Source organism: Lacibacterium aquatile (genome assembly GCF_042683105.1).
GTDB classification, from domain to species: Bacteria; Pseudomonadota; Alphaproteobacteria; order Elsterales; family Elsteraceae; genus Lacibacterium; species Lacibacterium aquatile.
In genome coordinates, this window is the sequence record NZ_JBHUIP010000012.1 from 20,875 (window position 1) to 40,936 (window position 20,062).

The 20,062-nt window shown below is 61.3% G+C and carries 21 protein-coding genes; 10 read left to right on the top strand and 11 right to left on the bottom strand.

Annotation, left to right across the window (positions count from 1 at the left end; all coding sequences use genetic code 11):
- The first annotated feature begins 124 nt into the window (after window positions 1-124).
- The 6 genes from tkt to ACFSM5_RS11615 all read left to right on the top strand — a co-directional run bounded on the left by tkt (window position 125) and on the right by ACFSM5_RS11615 (window position 6,114).
- Window positions 125-2,122 (top strand): transketolase, encoded by a 1,998-nt coding sequence (tkt, locus tag ACFSM5_RS11590; protein ID WP_379876554.1) that lies wholly within the window; start codon window positions 125-127, stop codon window positions 2,120-2,122.
- Between the two features lie 62 nt (window positions 2,123-2,184).
- Window positions 2,185-3,192 carry a type I glyceraldehyde-3-phosphate dehydrogenase gene (gene gap / locus ACFSM5_RS11595; protein WP_379876556.1) on the top strand — a complete coding sequence of 336 codons (1,008 nt, stop codon included), beginning with the start codon at window positions 2,185-2,187 and terminating at the stop codon, window positions 3,190-3,192.
- A 40-nt stretch (window positions 3,193-3,232) separates the two neighbouring features.
- Complete coding sequence (locus ACFSM5_RS11600; protein WP_379876557.1) at window positions 3,233-3,688, top strand: hypothetical protein; 456 nt, start codon at window positions 3,233-3,235, stop codon at window positions 3,686-3,688.
- On the top strand, window positions 3,685-4,140 hold the full coding sequence (locus ACFSM5_RS11605; protein WP_379876558.1) for a YaiI/YqxD family protein: 456 nt from the start codon (window positions 3,685-3,687) through the stop codon (window positions 4,138-4,140). Before ACFSM5_RS11600 ends, ACFSM5_RS11605 begins: the two co-directional genes overlap by 4 nt.
- Before the next feature lie 122 nt (window positions 4,141-4,262).
- Window positions 4,263-5,138: a hypothetical protein gene (locus tag ACFSM5_RS11610; RefSeq protein WP_379876559.1), complete on the top strand. Its 876-nt coding sequence runs from the start codon at window positions 4,263-4,265 to the stop codon at window positions 5,136-5,138.
- Between the two features lie 283 nt (window positions 5,139-5,421).
- The gene (locus ACFSM5_RS11615; protein WP_379876560.1) at window positions 5,422-6,114 is read left to right on the top strand and encodes a hypothetical protein; all 693 of its coding nucleotides are present in this window, start codon (window positions 5,422-5,424) and stop codon (window positions 6,112-6,114) included.
- 64 nt (window positions 6,115-6,178) lie between these two features.
- Here ACFSM5_RS11615 and ACFSM5_RS11620 read toward each other — a convergent pair whose 3' ends face one another.
- Genes ACFSM5_RS11620 through livH form a run of 4 tightly spaced genes read right to left on the bottom strand, consistent with a single transcriptional unit; the run spans window position 6,179 to window position 10,000 of the window.
- A complete protein-coding gene (locus tag ACFSM5_RS11620) occupies window positions 6,179-6,886 on the bottom strand; it encodes an ABC transporter ATP-binding protein (protein ID WP_379877296.1) in 708 nt (235 codons plus the stop codon).
- A gap of 7 nt (window positions 6,887-6,893) precedes the next feature.
- A complete protein-coding gene (locus ACFSM5_RS11625) occupies window positions 6,894-7,775 on the bottom strand; it encodes an ATP-binding cassette domain-containing protein (RefSeq protein WP_379876561.1) in 882 nt (293 codons plus the stop codon).
- Between the two features lie 4 nt (window positions 7,776-7,779).
- Window positions 7,780-9,078 carry a high-affinity branched-chain amino acid ABC transporter permease LivM gene (gene livM / locus ACFSM5_RS11630; protein WP_379876562.1) on the bottom strand — a complete coding sequence of 433 codons (1,299 nt, stop codon included), beginning with the start codon at window positions 9,076-9,078 and terminating at the stop codon, window positions 7,780-7,782.
- A 4-nt stretch (window positions 9,079-9,082) separates the two neighbouring features.
- Window positions 9,083-10,000: a high-affinity branched-chain amino acid ABC transporter permease LivH gene (gene livH, locus ACFSM5_RS11635; RefSeq protein ID WP_379877297.1), complete on the bottom strand. Its 918-nt coding sequence runs from the start codon at window positions 9,998-10,000 to the stop codon at window positions 9,083-9,085.
- 392 nt (window positions 10,001-10,392) lie between these two features.
- On the opposite strand from livH, the gene ACFSM5_RS11640 reads away from it, so the two are divergent.
- Both ACFSM5_RS11640 and ACFSM5_RS11645 read left to right on the top strand, forming a co-directional pair.
- Window positions 10,393-11,142: a TerB family tellurite resistance protein gene (locus ACFSM5_RS11640; RefSeq protein WP_379876563.1), complete on the top strand. Its 750-nt coding sequence runs from the start codon at window positions 10,393-10,395 to the stop codon at window positions 11,140-11,142.
- An 88-nt stretch (window positions 11,143-11,230) separates the two neighbouring features.
- Window positions 11,231-11,914, top strand: coding sequence for an aspartate/glutamate racemase family protein (locus ACFSM5_RS11645; protein ID WP_379876564.1), 684 nt, complete (start codon window positions 11,231-11,233; stop codon window positions 11,912-11,914).
- Here ACFSM5_RS11645 and ACFSM5_RS11650 read toward each other — a convergent pair.
- From ACFSM5_RS11650 to ACFSM5_RS11680, 7 genes are all read right to left on the bottom strand, one after another.
- Window positions 11,908-12,537, bottom strand: coding sequence for a glutathione S-transferase family protein (locus ACFSM5_RS11650; protein WP_379876565.1), 630 nt, complete (start codon window positions 12,535-12,537; stop codon window positions 11,908-11,910). The two genes, ACFSM5_RS11645 and ACFSM5_RS11650, sit on opposite strands and share 7 nt — an antisense overlap.
- 117 nt (window positions 12,538-12,654) lie before the next feature.
- Window positions 12,655-13,017: an SUF system Fe-S cluster assembly protein gene (locus ACFSM5_RS11655; RefSeq protein WP_379876566.1), complete on the bottom strand. Its 363-nt coding sequence runs from the start codon at window positions 13,015-13,017 to the stop codon at window positions 12,655-12,657.
- A gap of 4 nt (window positions 13,018-13,021) precedes the next feature.
- Window positions 13,022-14,260 (bottom strand): aminotransferase class V-fold PLP-dependent enzyme, encoded by a 1,239-nt coding sequence (locus ACFSM5_RS11660; RefSeq protein ID WP_379876567.1) that lies wholly within the window; start codon window positions 14,258-14,260, stop codon window positions 13,022-13,024.
- Window positions 14,257-15,519 carry a Fe-S cluster assembly protein SufD gene (gene sufD, locus ACFSM5_RS11665; RefSeq protein WP_379876568.1) on the bottom strand — a complete coding sequence of 421 codons (1,263 nt, stop codon included), beginning with the start codon at window positions 15,517-15,519 and terminating at the stop codon, window positions 14,257-14,259. Before sufD ends, ACFSM5_RS11660 begins: the two co-directional genes overlap by 4 nt.
- Before the next feature lie 4 nt (window positions 15,520-15,523).
- Window positions 15,524-16,282, bottom strand: coding sequence for a Fe-S cluster assembly ATPase SufC (gene sufC, locus ACFSM5_RS11670; RefSeq protein WP_379876569.1), 759 nt, complete (start codon window positions 16,280-16,282; stop codon window positions 15,524-15,526).
- Between the two features lie 44 nt (window positions 16,283-16,326).
- Entirely contained in the window at window positions 16,327-17,781 is a 1,455-nt protein-coding gene (gene sufB, locus ACFSM5_RS11675) for a Fe-S cluster assembly protein SufB (RefSeq protein WP_379876570.1), read from the bottom strand.
- A 2-nt stretch (window positions 17,782-17,783) separates the two neighbouring features.
- Complete coding sequence (locus ACFSM5_RS11680; protein WP_379876571.1) at window positions 17,784-18,287, bottom strand: SUF system Fe-S cluster assembly regulator; 504 nt, start codon at window positions 18,285-18,287, stop codon at window positions 17,784-17,786.
- 147 nt (window positions 18,288-18,434) lie between these two features.
- Between ACFSM5_RS11680 and rfbC the strand changes: the two genes are divergently transcribed.
- Both rfbC and rfbB read left to right on the top strand, forming a co-directional pair.
- Entirely contained in the window at window positions 18,435-19,007 is a 573-nt protein-coding gene (gene rfbC / locus ACFSM5_RS11685) for a dTDP-4-dehydrorhamnose 3,5-epimerase (RefSeq protein WP_379876572.1), read from the top strand.
- The gene (gene rfbB / locus ACFSM5_RS11690) at window positions 19,004-20,059 is read left to right on the top strand and encodes a dTDP-glucose 4,6-dehydratase (protein ID WP_379876574.1); all 1,056 of its coding nucleotides are present in this window, start codon (window positions 19,004-19,006) and stop codon (window positions 20,057-20,059) included. The genes rfbC and rfbB overlap by 4 nt, the downstream gene beginning before the upstream one ends.
- Window positions 20,060-20,062: the final 3 nt, after the last annotated feature.

Consider the following 20,062-nt stretch of genomic DNA (forward strand, 5'->3'; position numbering starts at 1 on the left):
GCCTGAAATGCTGTTGACGACGATAGCGTCAGACGCCATCGTCCCCGCGACTTTTCGCCCTGGTATTATAGCCACGCTAAGGCTGCCGGTGGCACCCCTTATTCGACAGGAAAGCCCGCGCCCGATGTCCGAAACTCTGCCCAAGCTCGATGTGCCGACCACCAAGCAGATGGCCAACGCCATCCGCGCCCTCTCGATGGATGCGGTGGAAAAGGCCAAGTCCGGCCATCCTGGTATGCCCATGGGCATGGCAGATGTCGCGACCGTGCTGTTCGCGCGCCATCTGAAGTATGATCCGCGCCATCCGAACTGGCCGGACCGTGACCGCTTCATCCTGTCGGCCGGTCACGGCTCGATGCTGATCTACAGCCTGCTGCATCTGACCGGCTATGAAGATATCAGCATCGACGACATCAAGAATTTCCGTCAGCTCGGCTCCAAGACCGCCGGTCATCCAGAGTTCGGTCATATCTCCGGCATTGAAACCACCACAGGTCCGCTGGGCCAGGGCATCAGCAACTCGGTTGGCTTCGCGCTGGCCGAGCGCATCCTGAACGCCAAGTTCGGCGACAAGCTGGTCGACCATCACACCTACGTCATCGCGGGCGACGGCTGCCTCATGGAAGGTATCAGCCAGGAAGCCATTTCGCTGGCAGGCCACCTGAAGCTCGACCGTCTGATCGTGCTGTGGGACGACAACCAGATCTCCATCGACGGCCCGGTCTCGCTCTCCTCCTCCGAAGACCAGCTGAAGCGTTTCGAAGCTGCCGGTTGGGCGACCCTGTCCTGCGACGGCCATGATCCCGAAGCCATCGACGCCGCGCTGACCAAGGCCAAGACCTTCGACAAGCCGGTCTTGGTCGCCTGCCGCACCGTCATCGGTTTCGGTGCGCCGAAGAAGGCTGGCACCTCTGGTTCGCACGGCTCGCCGCTGGGCGCCGAGGAAATCGCCGGCGCCCGCGCCGCCCTGGGCTGGACCGCCGAACCCTTCGTGGTTCCGAACAGCGTTGCCGATGCCTGGAAGTCGGCCGGTGCGCGCGGTCAGGCCGCCTATGACGCCTGGACCCATCGCCTGGGCCATGCCGATGGTGCAACCCGTGATGAGTTCAGCCGCCGCGTTTCGGGTGAACTGCCCGAAGGCTTCGCTGCCGCCGTCGATGCCATCAAGAAGAAGTTCTCGACCGAAGCCCCGAAGATCGCCACCCGCCAGTCGTCGGGCATGGTGATCGACGCCCTGACCGAAGTGATGCCGGAACTGATGGGCGGTTCGGCCGACCTCACCGGCTCGAACCTGACCAAGGCCAAGGCTGCCAAGCCGATCGCGCCCGGCAGCTACGACGGCACCTATATCTATTACGGTATCCGCGAGCACGGCATGGCCGCTGCCATGAACGGCCTGTCGCTCCATGGCGGCGTCGTGCCCTTCGGCGGTACCTTCCTGGTCTTCACCGACTATTGCCGCCCGGCCATCCGCCTGTCGGCCCTGATGGATCAGAAGGTCGTCTATGTCATGACCCATGACTCCATCGGTCTGGGCGAAGACGGCCCGACCCATCAGCCGGTCGAGCATATGGCGGCCCTGCGCTGCATCCCGAACCTCAAGGTCTTCCGTCCGGCAGATGCTGTCGAAACGGCGGAATGCTGGGCGCTGGCCCTCTCGCTGAATGGTCCGTCGGTGCTGGCGCTGACCCGTCAGGGTGTCGCCGTCAACCGCACCGAGCACACCAGCGAGAACAAGTCGGCCCGTGGCGCCTACGTGCTCTCGGACGCCAAGGGCGCCCGTAAGGCGACCATCCTGGCGACAGGTTCGGAAATCGGCCTCGCCCTGGAAGCCCAGGCGACGCTGGCCGCCGAAGGCATCCCTGTTGCGGTTGTCTCTTTCCCGTCGTGGGAATTGTTCGAACAGCAGGACGCCCAATATAAGGCAGAGGTTCTCGGCACCGGCCCGCGCGTTGCGGTCGAAGCTGCGGCCACCTTCGGTTGGGAACGTTACGTCGGTTCGAGCGCTAATGTTATCGGCATGCCCGGCTTTGGCGCTTCCGCCCCGGCCGAGGCGTTGTATAAACATTTCGGCATCACGACCGAAGCCGTTGTTGCCGCCGTCAAGAAGCAGTTGGCCTAAGCCAACTGCGGATTGGCTAACGAATTAACGAGTCGCCTGACCTAAACAAGGACCTAAGAAAAATGACCGTTCGCGTCGCCATCAATGGTTTCGGCCGTATCGGCCGCATGGTTCTGCGTGCGCTGGCCGAATCCGGCCGCACCGACATTACCGTCGTCGGCATCAACGATCTGGGCCCGGTTAAGTCCAACGCCCACCTGATGAAGTACGACTCGGTGCATGGCACCGCCCCCTTCGACGTCACCACCGGCGACGATTGGCTGGACTACGGCAAGGGCAAGATCAAGGTCACTGCCGAGCGTGATCCGACCAAGCTGCCCTGGGGCGAGCTGAACGTCGACATCGCTTTCGAATGCACCGGCATCTTCACCAAGCGCGAACAGGCTGCCATGCACCTGACCGCCGGTGCCAAGCGCGTCATCGTCTCGGCCCCGGCCGATGGCGTCGACCTGACCGTCGTCTATGGCGTCAACCATGACAAGCTGACGAAGGACCACACGGTCATTTCGAACGCCTCCTGCACCACCAACTGCCTGGCCCCGGTGGCATTTGTCCTGGATAACGCCGTCGGTATCGAACGTGGCTACATGACCACGATCCATGCCTATACCGGCGACCAGAACACGGTCGACACCCTGCACAAGGATCTGCGTCGCGCCCGCGCCGCCGGCCTGTCGCTGATCCCGACCTCGACCGGTGCCGCCAAGGCCGTCGGTCTCGTCCTGCCGCACCTCAAGGGCAAGCTGGACGGCACCTCGATCCGCGTCCCGACCCCGAACGTCTCGGTCGTCGACTTCAAGTTCGTGCCGAAGAAGGCCACGACCGTTGAAGAGATCAACGCCGCGATCAAGGCCGCCGCTGCCGGCCCCCTCAAGGGCATCCTCGGCACCAATGATGCCGAGCTGGTCTCGATCGACTTCAACCATAACCCCAATAGCTCGACCTTCGATCTGACCCAGACTCAGGTCATCGAAGGCGAATTCGTTCGCGTGCTGGCCTGGTACGACAACGAATGGGGCTTCTCCAACCGTATGCTGGACACGGCTACGGCAATGGCAAAGCTGATCTAACTTTTTAGATCGGTCGATCTAACGGCGCGAGGGCGGCTCTATGTTCGGTTGGGGGGATAAATCTCCGGATCCAACGACGTGGGGCTGGCCTCGCGCCGTTGCCGTTTATGATCTGGCGCAGGCGCGTCAGGTGGCAACGATTGCCCTGGAACTGAAAGTCGGCGTGACCCTGCTCAGCGCGCCCTTTGCCGCCGCCGATGTGGGCGTCGGTTGGATGGTCACGCTGGGGCAGATGATCGGCGAGGAATTCCCCGATCTCGAAATCAAAATCGCTCTCGATTGCGGAACGGCGAGCGGCCGGGCTCTGGGAGCTCTGCGCTCCCCCGGCCTCGACGGGGTGATCTTTAACGGACCGCACGACACTTTCCTGAAGCTGGCCGATATCGCCGAAGATGCGGGCGTTCTGCTGGTAAAGGAACGCCCCTCCGCCGTCGATCTGCTCAACCAGCCACCGGAAAAGATAGAGCGGCTGGTCACTGACTGGCTCGGCAAATGAGTACGGTTATATACGTCGATGGCGACGCCTGCCCGGTAAAGGAGGAAGTCGAGAAAGTCGCGACCCGCCATAATCTGCCTGTCCAGATCGTCAGCAACGGCGGCTTGCGGCCCAGCCGTAATCCGCTTGTCCAGACCATCGTGGTTGCCCATGGTGCCGATGCCGCCGACGACTGGATCGCCGAAAGAATTACCGATCGCGACGTTGCGATTACGGCCGATATCCCGCTGGCTTCCCGCTGCCTTGAGAAGGGCGCCCGCGTCCTCGGCCCCACCGGCAAACCCTTCACCAACGCGTCGATCGGCATGGCCCTGGCGATGCGCGAGCTGAAGCAACATCTGCGCGAAAGCACCGGCCAGCAGACTTACAACAGCGGTTTTACTCCCCGCGACCGGTCGAACTTCCTGAATGCCCTGGAAAACGAGCTGCGAGCCCTTACCCGCCAGCGATAACATGGCTCACGGCTGCAGTTTTTATTGCAACGCACCATCGTTTCAGTAGAATTGCGTCGCTTCCGGTGACCCCGAATTACTAGGCAGCTTGATAGCGGCATCCTAGTCTCAGAAGAGCTGTTATGAAGATCAATGTGAGGAGAGGCCTGTTCAAGTGCGCGCTCCTTGTCGCTCTGTTGGCCGTATCGCCTCAAATCGCCGCTGAAGCGCTTCCGGAAATCACCTGGATCGTTCCTGTCTTTCCACCGGCGACCATCGCAACGGCCGGGGGATCGGTCGGCGGCCTTGGATATGCTGACCGGGCTCTCGCGTTAGTCATTCAGCGAACTCCTGAATTCGACCATAAGATTCAACGGGTCAATCTTGCCCGTTTCGTCCTGCTTGCGGAAAAGCAGGACGGTATCTGCAATCCGGCGCTTTTGATGACGCCGGACCGCGAGCAAATCCTCGTTTTCAGCGACCCAGCCTATCCCACCCTCGGCCATCGGCTCATCACCACGGCCAAAGGCGCCGAAAAGATTCGGCCGTTGCTTAGCAAGAACGGGGCTTTAAAGCTCGACGATCTGGAAGCGTTGCCGGATCTTATGATCGGGCATGGTCGAACCCGCGTCTTTGGGGTCGAGATCGACGCGTTTTTGCGCCGGATGGATGAGCGACGTTTGACCTACGACGTGAACTCAACCAGCACTGCCATTCGCATGCTGTCGCTCCAGCGGATTGATTATACGTTCGCGACACCGGTTGAGGCCGGTTATTACCTGCAACAGGATGACCAGTCGGCAGATACGATGCTGACATCCTTTGCCGTGGAAGGTGTCCCCCACCTTATGGAGGGCCGGTTCGCCTGCTCCAAAGGTCCCATTGGCCACGAGATGATTGCCCGGATCAACGCTCTTATTCCCACCGCAGAATTCAAGAAAAGCTGGTGGCCCGCCTATGAGGGCTGGCTGGATGAGAATGCCCGCCGGGACGCAACTGCGCTCGTTCCGACCCACTAACCTCACCCTGCCCCGTATAAAGACCCACTGGACCGCGCCCTTCGCTTTTCAGAACTTAAGTGGCGACAAGCACAGCGCGAGACGGGCGTCAGTAATGCAAGATCGGTTTAGAAAAACTCTGGGAACCGTTTGGGCATGGGGTCTTAGTTGTGCAATCACTCTGACTTTGGTGCCGGTGTCGAAGGCCCAGGAACAATCACGTATAACCTGGGTCGTGCCCATCTTTTCACCCGTAACGACCGCTCCCGGGGTTGATACCGAACCAGGTTATGTCGACCGAGGCTTGGCCCATCTGATCGATCGCACACCTGAATTCACGCACGCTATCGAGCGCACCAACCTACCCCGATTTCTCTCCATGGCAGATACCATGGACGGTGTTTGCCATCCCGCCCTGCTGCAAACCAATGGCCGTGAACAGAGCCTGCTATTCAGCCAGCCCGCTTACCGCACGCTCGGCAATCGACTGGTTGCGACCGAGCGCACGGCGGCCCACCTGCGAACCTTGCTCAACCAGGACGGTCTCCTGAGCTTCTCTGCGCTGGAAGCCCTGCCACGCATGGTCATCGGCCACAGTCGCGATCGGGTTTATGGGCAGGCAATCGACGGCTTTTTAAAACGGATGCGCGACCGTCGTGAAACCTATGACGTCGTCTCCACCATGACGGCCATGCGGATGCTGGCGGCGGGGCGCCTCGACTACACATTCGCCGCCCCGGTTCAGGCTGGATATTACTTTGCTCGCAATCGCCGCTTGCCGGGAACGCGACTAACGTCTTTTGCGCTCGAGAATGTGCCGGCGGTTTCCCAAAGCCATGTGGTCTGCAGTCGTGGTCCGGTAAGCGAGAAACTGATCGCCCGTGTGAACAGCCTGATATCAGGTCCCGAGTTCAGGGCAGCATGGTGGCCGACCTATGAGCGCTGGCTGGATGCAGATGCTCGATCCGATGCCCAGAGGCTGCTCCCTGCGCCATAACACCAGAGAAAAGGCCGCCCAATCGGGCGGCCTTTTCCATTTCTGGGGTCCGTTCCCTAGACGATCAATGACCGCCCTCGAGATAGGCCGCCCGGACTTCCGGGTTCGCCAGCAGATCCTTGCCCGTTCCCTGAAGCTGGATCTCGCCGGTCCGTAGCACATAGCCGCGGTGAGCGATCTTCAGGGCATGGAAGGCGTTCTGCTCGACCAGCAGGATGGTCATGCCGTCACGCTCGTTCAGTTCCTTGATAACGCTGAAGATCTGTTTGACGATCAGCGGCGCAAGGCCCAGCGAGGGTTCATCGAGCAGGAGCAGCTTGGGGCGGCTCATCAGCGCGCGGGCGATAGCCAGCATCTGCTGCTCGCCACCGGACAAAGTCCCGGCGCGCTGTGCCTTACGCTCGTCGAGGCGCGGGAAGACCTTGAACATGCGTGCAAGATCTTCATCGAAATGGCTGTCGTCCAGCGTCGTGCCCATCTGGAGATTTTCCAGAACGGTCATCCGCGGGAAGATACGACGGCCTTCGGGCACCTGGGCGATGCCGCGACGGACGATTTCGAACGTCGGCAGCCCCGTCAGCTCTTCGCCCCGGAACTTGATGGAACCTGCGGCAGCCTTGGGCGAGCCGCACAGCGTCATCAGCATGGTCGACTTGCCAGCACCGTTCGCGCCAATGAGGGTGACGATCTCCCCTTCATTGACGTGAACGTCGATGCCCTTCAACGCATGGATATGGCCGTACTTGGTATGGACGCCCTTGAATTCGAGCATCGGGCCGTTAGTCATGGTGCGCCCCCAGTTCTCCGCCAACGTCTGCCAGCACTTCCGGCGGCAGTTCCTCGTGCTCTTCTTCGCCGAGGTAGGCCTTGATGACCACAGGGTCGTTGCGGATCTCTTCGGGCGTGCCCGCTGCGATGCGCTTGCCGTGGTCGATGACGTAGATGCGGTCCGACACCTGCATGATCACGCTCATGTCGTGTTCGATCAGCAGGATGCCGATCCGCTCGCGGTCGCGGATACGATAAAGGAGTTTGTTAAGTTCCAGGCTTTCAGTCGGATTAAGACCGGCGGCCGGTTCGTCGAGGCACAGGAGACGTGGACCGGTGCACATGGCACGGGCGATTTCCACCCGGCGCTGGGCGCCGTAGGGAAGATTACCGGCATCTTCATCGGCCAGCGCCAGCATCCCGCACTGGTCGAGCCAATAGCGGGCGCGATCCACGGCTTCCTTTTCAGCCGACCGGTATCCCGGCCAACCGAACAGACCCAGCAGGGTATAACCCGATGCCTTCATCAGCGTGTTGTGCTGCGCGACAATCAGGTTTTCCAGCAGCGTCATCTTCGGGAAGAGACGGATATTCTGGAACGTGCGGACGACCTTGGCCTTCGAGGCCACCTTGAAGCCATCCATCTTTTCCAGACGGATATCGCCTTCGGGGGCATGGAAGGTCAGCTTGCCGGACGAGGGCTTGTAGAAGCCCGTCAGGCAGTTGAACAGGGTCGTCTTGCCCGCGCCGTTCGGGCCGATGATGGCGGTGATCTGCTGCTGACCTGCGACGAGCGACAGATTGTCGATGGCCAACAGACCACCGAATCGCATCGTCAGCCCCTCAACGGACAGCAACGGATCCTTCACGGCTGCATCGTTTGGAACGCTCATGGGATCAGGCTCCCTTGCCGGAATTGAGGCGCAAGGTCGGTTCGCGATGCGACATGAAGCCTTGCGGGCGCCAGATCATGATCAGGATCATCGCAAGCCCGAAGATCAGCATGCGATAGAGTTCCAGACCGCGGGCCAGTTCGGGGAACAGCACAAGCACGGTCGCCGCGATCACGACGCCGAACTGGCTGCCCATGCCCCCCAGCACCACAATCGCCAAGATCGTCGCGCTTTCGATGAAGGTGAAGCTTTCCGGGCTGACGAAGCCTTGTTTGGCCGAGAAGAACGCACCGGCAAACCCGCCCAGCATCGCGCCGATGGCAAAGGCCGTCAGCTTGGTGTTGGTCGGATTGATGCCCAGCGACTTGCAGGCGATCTCGTCCTCACGCAGGGCTTCCCAGGCGCGGCCGATCGGCAGCTTACGCAGGCGCAGCACCAGCCAGTTCGTCATAAGAGCGAGGGCGAGAATGAGGAAATACAGGAACACGACACGGTGTTCAGAGCTGTATTCCAGGCCGAACACTTCGTGGAATGCCGTCTGGCCTTCGGGCGCGGTGCGCGCGAAGGGGAAGCCGAAGAAGGTCGGGCGCGGGATCGACGCGATACCGTTCGGGCCACCTGTGAAGGAGCCCCAGTTCAGCAGCACGATACGGATGATTTCACCAAACCCGAGGGTCACGATGGCGAGGTAATCGCCCCGCAGACGCAAGGTCGGGAAGCCCAGCAGGATACCGAAGATCGCGGCAAAAATACCGGCCGTCGGCAGCACCAGCCAGAAGGAGATATCATAGGCCGTCGAGAGCAGCGCGTAGGAATAGGCGCCGACCGCGTAGAAAGCCACATAACCAAGATCGAGCAGGCCAGCGAGGCCGACGACGATATTGAGGCCCCAGCCCAGCATCACATAGATGAGAACCGTGATGCCATTATCGAGCCACCAACGGTCCGAGAAGGGCAGCGCAGGCAGCGTCAGAGCGAACAGCAGCATGGCGAAGGACAGGGCCTTCACAATGATCTGGCCGCGACGGATGGAGGCTTCGCTCACAGTCTTCGGCTTCTTGTTCTGCGGACGCAGCGCCATCCAGACATTGACCAGGGCCTTGCCGAAGAACACGGCAACGACGGCGATGCCGACCCACCACCAGCGTTCGCGCACGCCGAGGCGGCCACCCGCGTCGTAGGTTTCCATGCCCAGGAGGGGGATCGCAAGGAACAGCGAGACGAAGGCCGCCAGCGCGGCATCCTTCAATATCGCGCCAAGGTCGAGAGTTTTGCGCAACTCGGGCGCAGTTGTATCGGTCATGGCCTTAAACCTTCTCGATCTCGGGCCGCCCCAGCAAACCGGAGGGCATGAACAGCAGGACCAGCACAAGGATCGAGAAAGCCGCGACATCCTTGTATTCGGTCGGGAAGTAAGCCGAGAAGAAGGCTTCGATCAGACCGATCAGCAGGCCGCCGAGCATCGCGCCCGGTAGCGAACCGATCCCGCCCAGCACCGCCGCCGTGAAGGCTTTCATGCCGGCCAGGAAGCCGATGTAGAAGTCGATCACGCCGTAGTACATCGTCACCATCATGCCCGCGACCGCCGCCAGCGAGGCGCCGATTACGAAGGTCATGGAGATCGTGCGGTCGACGTTCACGCCCAGCAGCGAGGCCATCTTACGGTCCTGTTCGCAGGCCCGCTGCTGACGGCCGAAGGAGGTCTTCGTGATGAGGTAGGTGAACACCGCCATCATGATGACGGTCAGGATGATCACGACCAGCTGGATGTAGGAGATCTGCACGGTGAAACCGTCGGCGCCCTGCCACAGCTGAACACCGCCCCGGATCACAGGCTGGATCGGCTTGACGCGCGCGCCCTGAGCCAGCTGCACATAGTTCTGCAGGAAGATCGACATGCCGATCGCAGAGATCAGCGCCGCGATCTTCGGTGCGCCTCGCAGCGGCCGATAGGCCACACGCTCGATCACCAGACCATAGGCCGAGGTGAAGACAAGCGCGCAAAGCAAAACCGCGACCAGCCCCAGGGGGACCGCCGCAATGCCGAAGGACGCCAGCAGCGTGAAGACGATGACCGACACGAAACTGCCAATCATATAAACCTCGCCATGGGCGAAGTTGATCATGCCGATGATGCCGTAGACCATCGTATAGCCGATGGCGATCAACCCGTAGATCGACCCAAGCGTCAGCCCGTTTATGAGCTGCTGCGAAAAATAGAGTATCTCGTGTTCCAACCTGTCCCCCACTCATCCCACGGCGCGGCATCGACGGTTCTGCTGGTAGGTACCAGCAACCGACGACGGCACGCGAAGCCACGGATAGAACCAGAACTTTCCCTGTCGTCACTCGCATGCGGTCGATCTCCGCCGACCTGTCATGACGATAGCGCATACGAGCACGCAGTTCGCTAGGAAACGGATCAGCCGGTTTGGGTCAAGCGGATTCTGGCAAAAAGACGGCACACCGATTCGTTAACGCAAGGGATTGCCGGAAAGAGCACAGCCTAAGCAACAAACAAACAAGAACTCCAGCAGACCGCCGCCTAGCTGCGACAGCGCTTGGATAAGGGAGGCTGACCCTTTACGCTCGGTTGTTGGATGGAGGGGCAAGCGGAATGACTGTCTGGGGCAAGATCGTCGGTGGTACCACGGGGCTTCTGTTGGGCGGACCACTGGGGGGTTTGATCGGCATGGCGGCCGGCCATGCCTATGACCAGTATGCCGATATCGACGTCCCCTTGCCGACCGAGGATGAGGCGGTGAAGTCCGTCGCCTTCACCGTGGGCGTCATCGCCCTGTCCGCTAAAATGGCGCGCGCCGATGGGGAAGTGACCCGACCGGAGGTGATGGCTTTCCGGGAGATCCACCGGGTCGATCCGGGCGAGGAGGCAAATGTGCAGCGCCTCTTCGATCTCGCCCGCAAACACCCCGAAGGGTTCGAGGCTTACGCCCGGCAGATCGCCAAGCTTTTTACCCCCGCCTCTCCCGTCCTTGAAGAACTATTGGGTGGGCTCGCCCATATCGCGCGCTCCGACGGCCGTATCCATCCGTCCGAACTCGACTATCTTCGCCAGGTATCGACGATTTTCGGCTTCGATAACGCCGCCTTCAGCCGCATCATCCGCAGCCATCTGGGCGAAGCAGCCTGCCTGGGCGATCCCTGGTGTGTCCTGGGCGTCGCCTTCGAAGCGGACGAAGATGCTCTTAAAACCGCTTATCGCAAGCTGGTGCGCGAAAACCACCCGGACCGCCTGATGGCGCAGGGCATGCCCGCCGAAGCCATCGCCCTGGCAACCGAGAAACTGGCCGCCATCAATGCCGCCTATGCCGCCGTCAAGCGCATGCGCGGCGAAGTGGACGCCTGAGCACCGTTCTTGTCACCAGGGCAATCCCCTGCTTGAGCCTTGGAGCATCGCCTGACTAGCCTTTCCCAAAACCACGGGAGGCAAGGTGATGAAAAAGGCGGTTATCGGCATTCTGGCGGGCATGGGTCCCCGATCCACCGCGCCTTTCCTGACCCTGGTCCTGGATGCGTGCGAACGCCAATATGGTGCCCGTCACGACATCGACTTCCCAAAGTTGCTGATCTGCTCGCAACCGGCGCCCTTCTGGCCCGACCGGCCGGTGGAGCCGGAAGCGATGGTTGCCGCTATTGATGAGGGTCTGAAGAGCCTGGTTGCCGGCGGTGCCGACTTCCTGGGGATCGCCTGCAATACCGCCCATGTCTATCTCGACCGGTTACACCCGGCCCGGCCTCTCCTGAACATGGTCGATCTTGCCGTGGAAGCCGTCGGCGCTACACCGCGCCAGATTGCCATCATCGCCGCCCGCCCCACGATGGAGGCTGGACTCTATCAGCGCGCCCTGCTGAACAGGGGACACAGGCCTATCACTCCCGATTGGCAGGATGCGGTCGACAGGTTGCTCGGGCTGACTCGCGAAACCCAGGATTCCGCCGTCCTGGCAGCCGCTTGGAGCAATCTTGGAGATATCGCGCAGCAGGAAGGGACCGATAGTCTGCTGATCGCTTGCCTGGATCTGACCGGCATCCTGCAGCACCTGACAACCGACCTTCCCGTTGTCGATGCCGCGACGGAGCTTGCCGAGGGCCTGGTGCGGCGCTGGCGGGCTCAATAGGTCCAGGGGGCGACGCCCTCGATCTCCGAAACAGCACACCAGGACGGGCGCGCGCGAAAGGCATCGGCATGGCGGCGGACATGGGGATAGTCCGTTGCCTTCTTTGGCAGCTGACGGCTCCAGCGGGCCAGCATACCCAGATAGATATCCGCCACATCCAACCGCTCGCCGAACAGATACGGCCCCTCGGACTGGGCCAGCCTATCCTCGAAACGGGTCCAGGCGCGGCCAAGGCGCAGGGCGACGGCGGCTTTGAGGTCTTCTCCCGCAGCGGCCGACACGAAGCGATCCGGATAGAACCAGCACTGCAGCTCCGACTGCACCATGTTGGTCAGATAGACCAGCCACTGCAGGCTCTCGACCCGGGTATCCGGGGTCAGTAGACGCGCATCTGGGTGACGCTCGGCCAACAGATAACAGAGCGCCGCCGATTCCGTGTGGACCTTGCCGTCGACGATCAGCGCAGGCACGACGCCCGCCGGATTGATCGCCAGATACTCCGGTGACCGTTGCTCGCCTGCCGCGATGTTGATCTTCACCAGATCGAAGGGCGCGCCGATCTCCCGCAGCGTCGCATGGACAGCCATGGAGGCAGCACCGGAGGCGTAATAGAGTTTGTACATCGGGGGACCGCACCGTCAGTTGCACGCTCCGGGAGTTATCCAACGAACGGCACCGACGGGCGAGCGGGAACTTGCCCCCCAGACAAGAAAAGGGCCGCCGAAGCGACCCTTAATGTCTCAGAACATATTGAGCTGAAGCTTGGCTTCCTCGCTCATCCGATCCGGCGTCCAGGGCGGCGTCCAGACCAGATCGACCGAGCAATGCGACACGCCTTCCACGGCGCGCACGGTATCGGCGACCTGTTCGGGCATATCGGCTGCGACCGGGCAGTTCGGCGTGGTCAGGGTCATTTCGACCTGGATCAACCCGCCTTCGGAGATCTTGATGTCATAGATCAGGCCCAGTTCGACGATATTCACCGGGATTTCCGGATCGAACACCGTGCGCAGGGCATCGAGGATCTTTTCCTCGAGATCGCGGGTATCCTGCCCCTTGTTCTCTTCCGGTGCGTCTTGGGCGTGGAGATCGAATTCCGCCATGGCCTCAGGCCCCCTTACCGAACAGCTTCTGCGCGCTCTTGATCCCGGCCGCGAGGCGGTCGAAATCGGCGGCTTCGTTATAAACCCCGACCGAGGCACGCACGGTCGCATAGCAATTGTATTTGGCGAGCAGCGGCTGCGCGCAATGGCTGCCCGCCCGCACCGCCACATCGTGATTGTCGAGGATGGTGCCGAGATCGTGGGGATGGATCCCTTCGACCAGGATCGAGAAGATCGACGCCCGCTCCGGCCCTGCGGGCAGGATCGTCACGCCCGGAATGGCGCGCAACACCGCCTCACCATGGGCCATCACCGCCGCCTCATGCGCCGCGATCCAGTCCCAGCCCAGACCGTTCACATAATCGATAGCCGCCGCCAGCCCCAGCACGCCGACGATATCGGGCGTCCCGGCTTCGAAGCGCTGCGGAGGCGGCGCAAATTCGGTCTTCTCGAAGGTCACGGTGGTGATCATCGCCCCGCCGCCCTGATAGGGCGGCAGCTTTTCCAGCAGCTCATAGCGACCAAAGAGCACGCCGGTCCCGGTCGGCCCATAGAGCTTATGGGCGGAGAAGACATAGAAATCGACGTCCAGATCGCGGACATCCACGGGCCGGTGCGAAACCGCCTGACAGCCGTCGATAGCAACCATCGCGCCCTTGGCCCGCGCCAGACGCGAAACTTCTTTGACCGGCACCACGGTCCCGGTGGCATTGGCGATATGGGTCACGCTGACCAGCTTGACCTTGCCATCGGCCAGCAGCGCTTCCAGCGCCGCCATGTCGAGGCCACCTTCTTCGCTGATCGGACAGACCCGCAGCTCGATCCCCCGCCCGTCCCGCAGCAGCTGCCAGGGGACGATATTGGCGTGATGCTCAAGCTCCGACACGATGACCGCATCGCCCGCCTTCAGCAGGTCCGAGCGGCCCAGGCAGTCGGCCAGTAGGTTCAGACCTTCGGTCGCACCGCGAACGAAGATGATTTCGCGGGCTTCGGCATTGATGAAATCCGCCACCGTCTTGCGCGCCGCTTCAAAGGCATCGGTCGCATCTGCCGACAGGCGATAGACGCCGCGATGAACCGTTGCGTTAGCGTAACGATAGAAATGATCCATCCGGTCCAGTACGGAGATCGGCTTCTGCGCCGTCGCCCCGCTGTCGAGATAGACCAAGCCTTCGTTGGCGGCAAAGACGGGGAAATCGTCCTTCACTGACGGGCGGTCATTGGCCAGACGGATCACATTCATGATGCCGCCCCCAACCAGACATCCAGGCGGGCGGCCATATAGGCCTTGAGCCCCTCATGCTCGATAGGATCGAGCGCGGCTTCGGCAAAGGCGCGGATCAGGATGGCGCGCGCTTCGTCTTTCGGAATGCCGCGCGAGATCAGATAAAACAGCTGCTCGTCATCGAGATCGCCCACGGTCGAGCCGTGGCTGCACTTCACGTCGTCGGCGAAGATCTCCAGCTCCGGCTTGGCATCCGCACGGGCGGTATCCGTCAGCAGCATCGCCTGCGAGAGCTGATAGGCATTGGTCTTCTGGCCTTCCGGCGTGACCGTGATCTTGCCCTGAAAGACCGCATGGCCGTCGCCTTCGACGACGCTTTTCACGACTTCGCGGGTTTCACAGGCAAGGGCGTCGTGGGTGATCTCGGTGGCGATGGTCGCCTGCGCCGTCTTGCGCAGGATCAGCCCGTTATAACCGGCAAAACCTTTTTCGCCCTGCAGGTCGGCCATCGTGTCCTGACGAACGAGGCTGCCGCCGCTGACCAGCACATAGCCGTCGTATTTGGCATTTGCCGCGATCCGCACCGCCTGCCGCGCCAGATGATGGGCGCTGTCATCCTCGGCAATGATCTTGCCGTGGGTGAGGTTGGCATTGGCCCCGACGACGATCAGGCTGCCCTGATTGCTCCAGTAGGAACCACGGCCGATATGGGTTTCCAGCACAGTTGCCGACGCTTCCGCCGCCAGATCGATGCGGGTGAGGCTATGGACCGAGGTCGGTTCGTCATTAAGACTAATATGGATGATTTGGATGGGGCGTTCGACTTCGCCTTCGATGCGAACGACAGGCCCATCGAGAAAATGCGCTGCAGCTAAAGCTGAGAAACCATTTTCGATCAAAGCCAGCAGGGGTTCCGCCGCAGTGGGCTTATTTTTCAGCTGCGCAATCATCACGCCATCTGGTCGCTCCGGAGAGGATAGATGCGAGATATACAGTCCGTTGACGAACACAAGGCAGAGGCTATCCGCTAAACGTTCCTGTTCCACAATGCGCCCGGCTTGAGCAACAGCATTCGGATCCGCCAATTCACTTGCCGGCGGGAAGAACGTACCTTCCAACGGCTTCAGGTCCGTCAGGCGCCAGGCCTCATTGTTACGCTTGGGAAACAATTTTGTGCGGAAGTGGTCGAGGGCCTGCTGACGCTGGGCCGTGACCAAGCCCGGCTCGCCTTCCGAGTGGCTGGGCGGTAGATCGAGATATGCGGCTGCGACGCTCATGGGATCAGGCCGCCGGCTGGGCGAGGTCGCCGTAGCCGGTACGCTCCAGCTCCGCCGCCAGGGTCTTGTCGCCGGTCCGTACGATCTTGCCACCCGCCAGCACATGCACGACATCCGGCTGGATATAGTCGAGCAGGCGCTGATAATGGGTGATGATCACAAAGGCGCGGTCGGGCGAGCGCAAGGCATTGACGCCATCGGCCACCACCTTCAGCGCATCGATGTCGAGACCGCTGTCGGTTTCATCGAGAATGCAGAGTGACGGCTGCAGGATCGACATGTGGAAAATCTCGTTCCGCTTCTTCTCGCCGCCCGAGAAGCCGACATTGACGGGGCGCTGCAACAGATCGTCCTTGATCGACATCTGCTTCATCTGTGCGCGCACCAGCTTCAGGAAGGCACCGGCATCCAGTTCCGGTTCGCCATTGTGCCGACGCTTGGCATTCAGGGCCGCGCGCAGGAAGTACATATTGTTCACGCCGGGGATTTCCACCGGATATTGGAATGCCAGGAAGACGCCTTCGCGCGCCCGCACCTCGGCTTCCATCTCCAGCAGATCCTGGCCCTTGTAGGTCAGTTTGTCGGCCGTCACCTCATAACCCGGACGCCCGGACAACACGCTCGCCAGCGTCGACTTGCCCGACCCGTTCGGCCCCATGATGGCATGCACTTCACCGGCTTTGACGGTCAGCGAAAGGCCCTTCAGGATCTCCCGCTGTTCCTCGCCTTCGACCTTTGCGTGCAGATTGACGATTTCCAACATGCTTCTATTCCTCAAAACCTTCAGATGCCCACTTGCGGGGCAAGTTAGCCGACAGAGCCTTCAAGGCTGATCGCGAGAAGCTTCTGGGCCTCGACCGCGAATTCCATCGGCAGTTCCTTCAGCACTTCCTTGGCAAAGCCATTCACGATCAGCGACAGCGCATCCTCGGGCGAAAGCCCGCGCTGCAGGCAGTAGAACAGCTGATCCTCGGAGATCTTGGAGGTGGTCGCCTCATGCTCCAGCCGGGCCGTCGAGTTGCGCACATCAATGTAAGGCACCGTGTGGGCGCCGCACTTGTCGCCGATCAGCAGGCTATCGCACTGGGTGAAGTTGCGGGCACCACTGGCCTTGGGCAGAACCTTGACGCCGCCGCGATAGGTGTTCTGGCCCTTACCGGCGGAGATCCCCTTGGAGATGATCGTCGACGTCGTGTTCTTGCCGATATGGATCATCTTGGTGCCGGTATCGGCCTGCTGACGATTGTTGGTGATGGCGACCGAATAGAATTCGCCGACCGACTCGTCGCCCTGCAGAATGCAGGAGGGATATTTCCAGGTGATCGCCGACCCGGTTTCGACCTGGGTCCAGGAGATCTTGGATTTCCGGCCCCGGCAGGCACCACGCTTGGTGACGAAGTTATAGATGCCGCCCTTGCCCTCGGCATCGCCGGGGTACCAGTTCTGAACGGTTGAATATTTGATCTGCGCCTTTTCCAGCGCCACCAGTTCGACCACCGCCGCATGCAGCTGATTCTCGTCACGCTGCGGAGCGGTGCAGCCTTCCAGATAGGAGACGTAGGCCTCCTTGTCGGCAATCACGAGGGTACGCTCGAACTGCCCGGTGTTGCGGGCATTGATGCGGAAGTAGGTGGATAGCTCCATCGGGCAACGCACGCCCGGCGGGATATAGACGAAAGACCCGTCAGAGAAGACGGCTGAATTCAGCGCCGAATAATAGTTATCGGCCACCGGCACGACACTGCCGAGGTACTTCTGCACCAGTTCGGGATGTTCCTGCACCGCCTCGCCAAACGAGCAGAAGATGATACCCATCTCCGCCAGCTTGCCCCGGAACGTCGTGCCGACCGATACGCTGTCGAACACCGCGTCGACCGCGACACCGGCCAGCCATTCCTGCTCTTTCAGCGGAATACCGAGCTTATCGTAGGTCTTCAGCAGCTCGGGATCCACCTCGTCGAGGCTCTTGGGTCCGGCAGTCGTTTTGGGAGCGGAATAATAGGAGTAGGACTGGAAGTCGATTTCCGGCAGGTCGAGCTTGGCCCAGGTCGGCAGCTCCATCTCCTGCCAGACACGGAAAGCCTTCAGTCGCCAGTCGAGCAGCCATTCCGGTTCGTTCTTCTTGGCGGAAATGAAACGCACGGTGTCTTCGGACAGGCCGATAGGCGCGTCATCCGTCGCGATGTCCGTCACGAAGCCGTATTTATAGCTCTGCCCCGCCACTGCCTCTTCGGCAGAAAGCGGAATAGGGACCGCCGTCATCTTCAAACCCTTTCCGACAAAGCCGTCTGTTGCGGCTTTTTATTCTCTTTTTTGGTCTCGTCGTTTTTAGACGGCACCGCCATAAAGTCCGGCACCGACATCATATCCTGCAGCGTCACCGCCGCGAGAGCGGTTGATACCGCGGTATTGATCCGGCCCCAATGCAGCTTGGTGCCGCAGTAGGGTTGATGTTCGCAGTTTCCGTGATCTTCACCTGCACTGCCCGAACATTCCGTTAAAAGCAGCGGCCCGTCGATCGCGGCCACCAGATCGGCCACCGTGATATCGCGGGGCGGCCTTGCCAGCCGATAGCCGCCTGTCGCGCCGCGCGCGCCAATGACGATCTCTGCCTTCGCCAAGGCTTTCAGCACCTTGGCGACCGTCGCAGCCGGAAGCCGTGTCGCATCGGCCAGGCTCTGCGCCGACAGACTCGCCTCGCCCTGCACTACGGCAAGGCGCGTCGCAAGAACGACGGCATAATCTGCAAGCTTGCTGACCAGGATCACGGTGGTTCGGGACCTTCTTTTTTCAATTCGGACTGTTCTAGTCCTTAATTAGGCAGGGGACGCCGCCGGGTCAAGCTGCCATAATCATGCAAAGCGCGGGGCTGATGCCAATCTTGCGCATGCAAATCGATCTGGGAGAGCCGTTCTTTGCGGTGTGAAACACTCGCCATTCCCGACGCCAAGCTGCTGGTACCGAACCGCCATGGCGACGAGCGGGGCTATTTTGTCGAAAGCTATAACCGGAACACCCTGGCCGCCGCCGGTATCACGGATGATTTTGTCCAGGATGACGAAAGCCTGTCGACTTCGGCCGGAACCGTGCGCGGCATGCATTGCCAGATCGACCCGATGCAGCAGGCCAAGCTGGTGCGGGTGCTGCGGGGACGCATCCTCGATATCATCGTCGACCTGCGTGTCGGCTCGCCGTCCTTCGGGCGCCATGTCGCCGTCGAACTGACGGCCGAGAAGGGCGAGCAGCTTTATGTGCCGCGCGGCTTCGCCCATGGCTTCTGCACGCTGACTCAGGAAACCGTCGTCTTCTATAAGAAGACCGCTTTCTGGAATCTTGACCTGGAAGTCGGCGTACGCTGGAACGACCCTGCTCTCGCCCTCCCCTGGCCCGTCACCGAGACCGAAGCCATCGTCTCGGCCAAGGATCGGGAACTGCCGCTGCTCGCCGACCTGCCGCAACATTTTGCCTTTGAACAGGTGTCCGCATGAAAATCTTGGTCACGGGCGGCGCCGGTTTCATCGGATCGGCCGTCGTTCGGCACATCCTGCGCGACACGGACGCGCAGGTAGTCAATGTCGATAAGCTGACCTATGCCGCCAATCTCGATAGCCTTGAAGGCTACATCGGCGACCCTCGCTATGCCTTCATCAAGGCTGACATCACCAATCAGGGCGCCATCGCCAAGATTCTGGCCGAATATGATCCCGATGCGGTGATGCATCTGGCGGCAGAAACCCATGTCGACCGCTCCATCGATGGTCCTGCCTCTTTCATCCAGAGCAATATCGTCGGCACCTTCTCGCTGCTGCAGGCAGCCCTGGTCCATTGGAAGGGGTTGAGTCCGGAACGGAAAGCCACCTTCCGCTTTCATCACATCTCGACCGATGAGGTCTTCGGCAGCCTAGGCGAAGAGGGGCTGTTCAGCGAAACGACGCCCTACGACCCCTCCTCCCCCTATTCGGCGTCGAAGGCCGCATCGGATCATCTGGTACGCGCCTGGCATCGCACCTATGGGCTGCCGGTCGTGCTGTCGAACTGCTCGAACAACTACGGCCCCTGGCAGTTCCCGGAAAAACTGATCCCCCTGACCACCACGAATGCCCTGTTGGGGCGCGAGCTGCCGGTCTATGGCGCGGGCAACAACGTGCGCGACTGGCTGCATGTGGACGATCACGCCCGGGCGCTGTGGCTGATCCTCACCCAGGGACGCATCGGCGAGAGCTACAATGTGGGCGGCACGGGCGAGCGCCGGAATATCGAGATTGTCGAGACGATTGCCGATCTCCTGGACAAGGAAACCGAGGCCTTGCCCAGTGGCGCTCCGCGCCGCAGCCTGATCCGTTTCGTCAGCGACCGTCCCGGCCACGATCATCGCTACGCCATCGACGCCAGCAAGATCGAACGGGAACTGGGGTGGAAGCCGCAGCACACCGTCGAAAGCGGGCTGGCCGAAACCGTGCGCTGGTACATCGCCAACCGCGACTGGTGGCAACGCCTGCGCAACGGCTATGCGGGCGAGCGCCTGGGGCTCAAAGGCTAGCGC

Bases quoted from the DNA above. Each gene is read 5' to 3' on its own strand.
- sufD (WP_379876568.1), bottom strand. From the start codon at position 15,519: ATGAGCGTCGCAGCCGCATATCTCGATCTACCGCCCAGCCACTCGGAA.
- ACFSM5_RS11610 (WP_379876559.1), top strand. From the start codon at position 4,263: ATGAAGATCAATGTGAGGAGAGGCCTGTTCAAGTGCGCGCTCCTTGTC.
- rfbB (WP_379876574.1), top strand. From the start codon at position 19,004: ATGAAAATCTTGGTCACGGGCGGCGCCGGTTTCATCGGATCGGCCGTC.
- sufB (WP_379876570.1), bottom strand. From the start codon at position 17,781: ATGACGGCGGTCCCTATTCCGCTTTCTGCCGAAGAGGCAGTGGCGGGG.
- ACFSM5_RS11620 (WP_379877296.1), bottom strand. From the start codon at position 6,886: ATGCTCGAATTCAAGGGCGTCCATACCAAGTACGGCCATATCCATGCG.
- gap (WP_379876556.1), top strand. From the start codon at position 2,185: ATGACCGTTCGCGTCGCCATCAATGGTTTCGGCCGTATCGGCCGCATG.
- ACFSM5_RS11625 (WP_379876561.1), bottom strand. From the start codon at position 7,775: ATGAGCGTTCCAAACGATGCAGCCGTGAAGGATCCGTTGCTGTCCGTT.
- ACFSM5_RS11650 (WP_379876565.1), bottom strand. From the start codon at position 12,537: ATGTACAAACTCTATTACGCCTCCGGTGCTGCCTCCATGGCTGTCCAT.
- ACFSM5_RS11645 (WP_379876564.1), top strand. From the start codon at position 11,231: ATGAAAAAGGCGGTTATCGGCATTCTGGCGGGCATGGGTCCCCGATCC.
- ACFSM5_RS11660 (WP_379876567.1), bottom strand. From the start codon at position 14,260: ATGAATGTGATCCGTCTGGCCAATGACCGCCCGTCAGTGAAGGACGAT.
- ACFSM5_RS11600 (WP_379876557.1), top strand. From the start codon at position 3,233: ATGTTCGGTTGGGGGGATAAATCTCCGGATCCAACGACGTGGGGCTGG.
- ACFSM5_RS11640 (WP_379876563.1), top strand. From the start codon at position 10,393: ATGACTGTCTGGGGCAAGATCGTCGGTGGTACCACGGGGCTTCTGTTG.
- tkt (WP_379876554.1), top strand. From the start codon at position 125: ATGTCCGAAACTCTGCCCAAGCTCGATGTGCCGACCACCAAGCAGATG.
- ACFSM5_RS11655 (WP_379876566.1), bottom strand. From the start codon at position 13,017: ATGGCGGAATTCGATCTCCACGCCCAAGACGCACCGGAAGAGAACAAG.
- ACFSM5_RS11605 (WP_379876558.1), top strand. From the start codon at position 3,685: ATGAGTACGGTTATATACGTCGATGGCGACGCCTGCCCGGTAAAGGAG.
- sufC (WP_379876569.1), bottom strand. From the start codon at position 16,282: ATGTTGGAAATCGTCAATCTGCACGCAAAGGTCGAAGGCGAGGAACAG.
- livM (WP_379876562.1), bottom strand. From the start codon at position 9,078: ATGACCGATACAACTGCGCCCGAGTTGCGCAAAACTCTCGACCTTGGC.